At 33.8% G+C, this 6000-nt stretch carries 4 protein-coding genes; 1 reads left to right on the top strand and 3 read right to left on the bottom strand.

What is annotated here, in order from left to right:
• Positions 1-300 precede the first annotated feature (300 nt).
• The 3 genes from LU351_RS03440 to LU351_RS03450 form a co-directional block, all read right to left on the bottom strand.
• Positions 301-3180, bottom strand: coding sequence for a hypothetical protein (locus tag LU351_RS03440; RefSeq protein WP_232592604.1), 2880 nt, complete (start codon positions 3178-3180; stop codon positions 301-303).
• A 13-nt stretch (positions 3181-3193) separates the two neighbouring features.
• Positions 3194-4375: a hypothetical protein gene (locus LU351_RS03445; RefSeq protein ID WP_232592605.1), complete on the bottom strand. Its 1182-nt coding sequence runs from the start codon at positions 4373-4375 to the stop codon at positions 3194-3196.
• 117 nt (positions 4376-4492) lie between these two features.
• The gene (locus tag LU351_RS03450; RefSeq protein ID WP_232592606.1) at positions 4493-5086 is read right to left on the bottom strand and encodes a hypothetical protein; all 594 of its coding nucleotides are present in this window, start codon (positions 5084-5086) and stop codon (positions 4493-4495) included.
• Positions 5087-5678: 592 nt separating this feature from the next.
• On the opposite strand from LU351_RS03450, the gene tnpA reads away from it, so the two are divergent.
• Positions 5679-5975 (top strand): IS66 family insertion sequence element accessory protein TnpA, encoded by a 297-nt coding sequence (tnpA, locus tag LU351_RS03455; protein WP_232592607.1) that lies wholly within the window; start codon positions 5679-5681, stop codon positions 5973-5975.
• Positions 5976-6000 lie beyond the last annotated feature (25 nt).

The following is a 6000-nucleotide window of genomic DNA, read 5'->3' on the forward strand; positions in this document are numbered from 1 at the left end:
TGACTCTACCACGGAGTGCGTGGTTGAGTGCTATAACGGATGCTCTTAGAGATTTTAGGGGTGATATTCGTCAGCAACAGGATTGAAGTATCAAGTGCCTTGCGTTGATGAGGTATTTGGCGATGATCCTGATATGCGTTGGTTCGGGTTAACCCCCGATCATACAGGCAAATACCCTAAAATGCGTCCGTACAAAGTTGAACAGCTATAACTGGTCGATCTTTACTTTAAAATCAGGCTTTCTGATGTAGCAAAAAAAGTTTTTCTAGTTGAATAATATATGGGCTACATTTTTAGTCTCTATATTTCTTTCACCGATAGCTGAGTGTTTATTCTAGATACATTTTCAATCTTTGCAATCTCACGCCTGAGCTCATGGAAAGCTTTAAATTTGCATTCGCAGTCAATAGCCGTATTTACATGAATGCTATAGTCTGATCTGCCAAAAGTGTGAAAAAGGTGTATTATGTTTTCATCTTTAGAAAATGAAATTAGACGCTCTTTAAATTTTTTGATAAGAGGGTTCACTTCATATATAAAATTTACTTTATAAGTTGGGTTGTTCGATATCCTTATGTTTATAGATGCATATACGTCTTGATAGAAGTTTTTATTTGATGCTAAATTTTTTTGATAAGTGTCATTTCTGACTATTATTGTATCAGTTCTGTCGACTAAAAAATTTTTTAAAAGCTCTTCGGATATCGAATAAATTTTTTTTATTGAAGGGTTGTCATTTTTATTTCCTTTGTTTGGGTATAATAAAAGTACAAAGTCTTCATGCCCGCCGCTCGCAAAAATAAACCAGGTGAATGCATTGCATCCATTTTTTATTTTTGGAAGTATGTACATTGCAAAATAGTGCCTAAACCCTTTGTGTATCAAATCTATTAGAATAGCTGCTAAAGGTTTTTCTTCTTGATTGTATAATGTTTCAAAATGACTCCAGTCGCCACTTGTGTTTTCAATTTTTAGTGGCCTTAAGAATCTTTTTCGTGTTTTGTAAGAAATGACTTCTTCTTTTCCTAAGTTTGGCCCTGTGTGTTTATAGTGTGGTATTGATAAGGAGCTTATCTCTTTTATCAAAAAAAGCCTATCGTAACGCCCGTAAGTGATCGCATTTATAAAATTTCCTTTCTTTTCTTCATTGTTAAACTCCAATGAACAGCTTAAGGATGCATGGCTGGGTTTTGAGTATAAGGCCAAATCGAGTAAATATGTCTCTTTTTGTAAAATATTTGACTTAAAATTTAAATCATGTTTATTGTAGTTGTTTTTTATAAAGCTTGAAAATTTTGCTCTTAATTTTCTTATTTGGTTTTTGCTGTCTTTGTGTTCCTCTGAGTTAAACGAGAGTATGTTTTTATTGATTTTTTTTATTTCCTCTCGTTTGTCATTTGTTTTTCCGATTTCGTTTTTTTCTAGAAATGCATTTGGTAAATACTCATACCCCATAAACATGGAGTTAAATATCAAATCAGCTTGACATATGTGATCTAAAAAACTGAGGTTGCTTGCAAGTTCCTTATAAAATTCTTTTGTTTTGGTGTAAGTGGTATTATCGTTTTTTAGCGCTTTTGAAAAGGTATATCTCCATGGTATGTCATTTGCGTAATAGGATATGTTTTTTATTTTTTTATCATCCCTTTTATCGTCTTCCAATTTTTCGAATATAATTTCTTTTGATGTTTCAGATAAAAGCTGGATATTTAATATTTCATTTTCCTTATCTTTGCTTGCACTTTGATTTCTAGGTTTTTTGAAGTATAGCCAGGCGTTGTAGCCGATGTTTGATTTTTTTATGGCTCGGCTTAGCTCATCACCTAATTTTCTCCATATGGTGTTATGTCTGTTGTTGTCAACTAAGTTTAATCGCAGGTTAAGTATATTGTTAAGATGGCTTTTAAGAGAATAAATGTATTCTTTTTCTAAAGAGTCAAGATCGCCTATTTCTTCAAGAGTAGAGCATATAACCCTTCCTCTTAAATATGCTGCCATGTTTGAATAATTGGGTTTAAAAGGTGATATTAAATCATATAGGCTTTTCTTTTTTGGTTTTTTATTATCTTTGCTTGAGTTTTCATTTTCATTTAAAACAATATAATTGTCCAAAGAAATAAAGTTGTCATATTCATCTTTTAGAAAAGAGCTTTCATATGAGCTGCCTAGGTTCTCTAAAAACCATGCGTTTGCATGAGCAACACCAAATTTACAGGTGGCAAGAATATCGCTTAAAACTTCTATGTCTAGCCTAAGCTTTGAAAATTCAGTATTCGGTAACCAGCTGCTAAAAAGATTAGTTAAATTTCGGCAGAGTTGGCCAAACTCCCCCAGTTCGCACTTAAAGCCTATAATTTCTGCTTTTAAATCCCGGGTTAAATCATGAATTAATATATGCGCTGCTTCATGCCCTGCAATGGAATGAAGAGCTGAATTGTCGACCCACCAAAATGACATAACAAAAATATTAAAAGAATCATCATTATCTGGAGTAAGTTTTTTTTCTTCATTTAGAAGTGTTTTTCGAAATAAATCAGGGTTTTTTGTAGTATTCTTCCCCCTGAAATACTCCACAAAATGTTCATCGTCATATGTCCAGCTATGCATTGCAGATTGAAGGTTTTTATATGGAAGTGTTTTTTTAACTCCAATTTTTGTCAGAAACTTATTGAGATCATAAAGTGTGAATATAGATAATAGTTTTATATATTCCTCTACAAAGCCTTGCTCAATCGACCGCCTCAATATTGGGGATGGATCTTCTAGTTGGCAGGTTTCTAATATTTGTTCAATTTTATGAGTAAGCAACCCAATGGTTCGTGCTATTAACTTCGCTCTTTCCCTGAAGTGAGATTGAAAAATAATGATTTCATAGTGTCTTATTGTTTTGATGGTTTCATCGGAGCCCGCTTCAATTGAATTTTTCCCCATGTAGTCTGTTAAAGTGTATTTTTGATACTTGTCATAATCTTCAATAATTGACTTTAAGTTTTTTTCTAATTTTTCACAGTTGCTATAAATTTCCGTCATTTCATCAGAAAGGCCACTCACTTCTCTAGAGGATTTATAAAAATTGGCTACATTTTTTATATGATTTAATTCATTTTTTAGTGTGCTAAGCCTTTTGTATAAATCGAAATTAGCTATCCGATAAAGAACTTCGGGGTCTCCATCTTTCATAAACATATTCCATCTAGATAATACTTAAAAATGTCCAAAGAAATGGCAGGAGTGAAAGCACAATTAATGAGCTCAATTTTCTTCCACCAATAAAACCTATTAATTCTTCATTATAATTTATTGATTTGGGTTGAATAAGATTCTCGAAGGGTAATTGCAGTGATATCTCTTCCGATGATAGATCTGAATTTCTCGATATATTCTCTGATACAAAGAAGAAATAAGTATAAAAAGAAATGGCCCAAGACAAGCTGTTTATCCATATTGTGGACTTGTTATAATCGCAATGCAGTGTTCCTAAGATGATTATATTTACAAAAATTATAATCCAAGAAATAGAAACTCCACCCAAAGGGATAAGTAATAATTTTAGAGGTAAGCGACTTTCTTTAGGCTGGAAGCATTCAAAGAAAGCTGATCTATATATGATTTTTGATAAGCTTTCGGGTACGAGCCACCCTTGAGGGTGTACACGTGGTTTTATTTTCATTGACTCCATAATAGATCCTGATAGAGGTTCAGGAAAGTGTGGTAAATTAATTAATTTTTCTATACCATTTACTCTTAATCCTTTCTTCAAGGTCATGTAAATAGCAATGAAATAAATAAATACTATTGTTATCGATACTAAAAAGTATACTCCATAAGTAGGTGTTGTAGTTTTTTGATTATTACAGATGGCTTCTGGAGTGGGTTCTAGAATTATTGGAATGGCAATCAAATAGAGAAAAATATGCATCAAAAACAAAGGGGTCCATCTGGCACTATTTCTGTATTTTTGCCTTAGTTGATCTTGATGGCCTGTGTTAATGTCGCTGCTATCAAATTGAGATATTTTAAATAAAGAGAGGGAAGCTTTAAGTGCTATTGATATAGGGATTATGCTAAAAATAATAAATATAATGATAAAAAATGCATACGCTAAAAAATTTTTACTTTGGGTTGTGTACGCAATAAGCATTCCGGGAGTATTGCTTATTATTATTGTGAATATAGTCCAAAGAAGCCAATAATAATTGGGTCTAAAATAAACGAAGGTGTAATTAATATCGCTCTCATATACTAATTTAAAGGTGAACCTGGGTGAGCTTAATACACATTCAGATAACAAAGTAATTTTATTTTTTAATTTTTGAAGAAAATATTGAGTGAATCGAATCAAATTATAGAATTTTTGAGCAATTATTCTATCCATAGTTTTTTAACTTAACACTCTTAAAATATACCTCATTTACATACTAAAATTAATAAGAGGTGTCACTGTAACACCTCAAGGCAAATTGATATTCAGGGGAGAGGATTAAAGAAATATCTAATATCGAGTTAGATGAGAATGATAATTATCTTGAACGCCACCATAGCGAGAAAAAGGGCCTGGCTTCTTTGATCGTCCTTCGGTGGGCCTCGCAATGTCTTCTCGTTCCGCAATATAGCGATTAGCAGATGTCATAAAACTCAGCTCAACACCAACACCTTCTACTTCATTGCGTAGGTCTTTTGAAAGAGTCTCTATTTTATCATCTAAGTCTTTTGAGCGTTTCTCTTGTTTATCATCTAGGTCTTTTGAAAGAGTCTCTATTTTATCATCTAAGTCTTTTGAGCGTTTCTCTTGTTTATCATCTAGGTCTTTTGAAAGAGTCTCTATTTTATCATCTAAGTCTTTTGAGCGTTTCTCTTGTTTATCATCTAGGTCTTTTGAAAGAGTCTCTATTTTATCATCTAAGTCTTTTGAGCGTTTCTCTTGTTTATCATCTAGGTCTTTTGAAAGTCTTTCAATATCATCCTTAAATTCACTCTTAAGATCGTTAATATCTCGTGAAAATTTTTCAAACATTGTAGAGAGCATTGATGCTAGCTGTTCATTATCCATATCTGAGCCTAAATCGTTATTACCTCGTATGTTCATATTATATATCCTTATATTAGATTTTTTTTGATTCAATTTGCTTTTTACATGTATTTTAAAAAGTCAAGCAAAAATACCTGTTTTTTAAAGCTACATCACACTCTAAGCTTAAATCTGGGCGCTAATCATACAGCACTCATTGGCCTTTGTGATAATTAGGGGCGATTTCCCAGTAGATCTATTGGAGATAAAAGGTGAATAGCCCTGTCAAATCTGTCTTAAACTTTATAAACGATAGAACAATTTGTCCACATATGTGAAAAAAACTGCAAATTTGGCATATAGTTCATCTTCCTCTGTGAGCTGTGATGAACAGTGTGGCCTGCTCCCTATGAAACCTATCGACCAACCGTAAGCCCAGTGTTTCGTCTCTGGACTTCGACTGAGAAAGATCTAGGAGGTTAATAATCATATTGCGCCATTTCTTTGAAAAATTTGACGTTCAATTTTCAATCAATGTGCACTTGAGGTCACTTTATAAATGAGGTTTTCCGTTAGCATATGCCTCTAAACGTAAACGCCAAACCAACAACCTCCTACAACCCCACCTTCCAAACCAATAACCTACTGTCTCCACCCAAAGGAGACTACCATGCCCAAATATCGCCGTTACAACTGGCCCCACCTCTTGTCAGAATTCGAAAAATCCGAGCTAACCCAAGTGGAATTCTGCAAGCAACACAACGTCAACCCTAAATATTTCAGCATCAAACTGTCCGAACGAAAGAAAGCGCAAGCTTTTGCAACCGTGGTCGTACAACCCCATAAAGAACCCACACAGCCCCAGCCCTTGGACAAGCTCATCATAGAAATAGGCCAATGCAAAATTCATTGCCCAGCCGCCATGTCCATACCCAATCTCGTTGCCCTAGTGAAATCGCTGACATGATTGAATGGACTCACTCTACTCCGAT

This window comes from Marinibactrum halimedae (assembly GCF_021234875.1).
Taxonomy (GTDB): domain Bacteria; phylum Pseudomonadota; class Gammaproteobacteria; order Pseudomonadales; family Cellvibrionaceae; genus Marinibactrum; species Marinibactrum halimedae.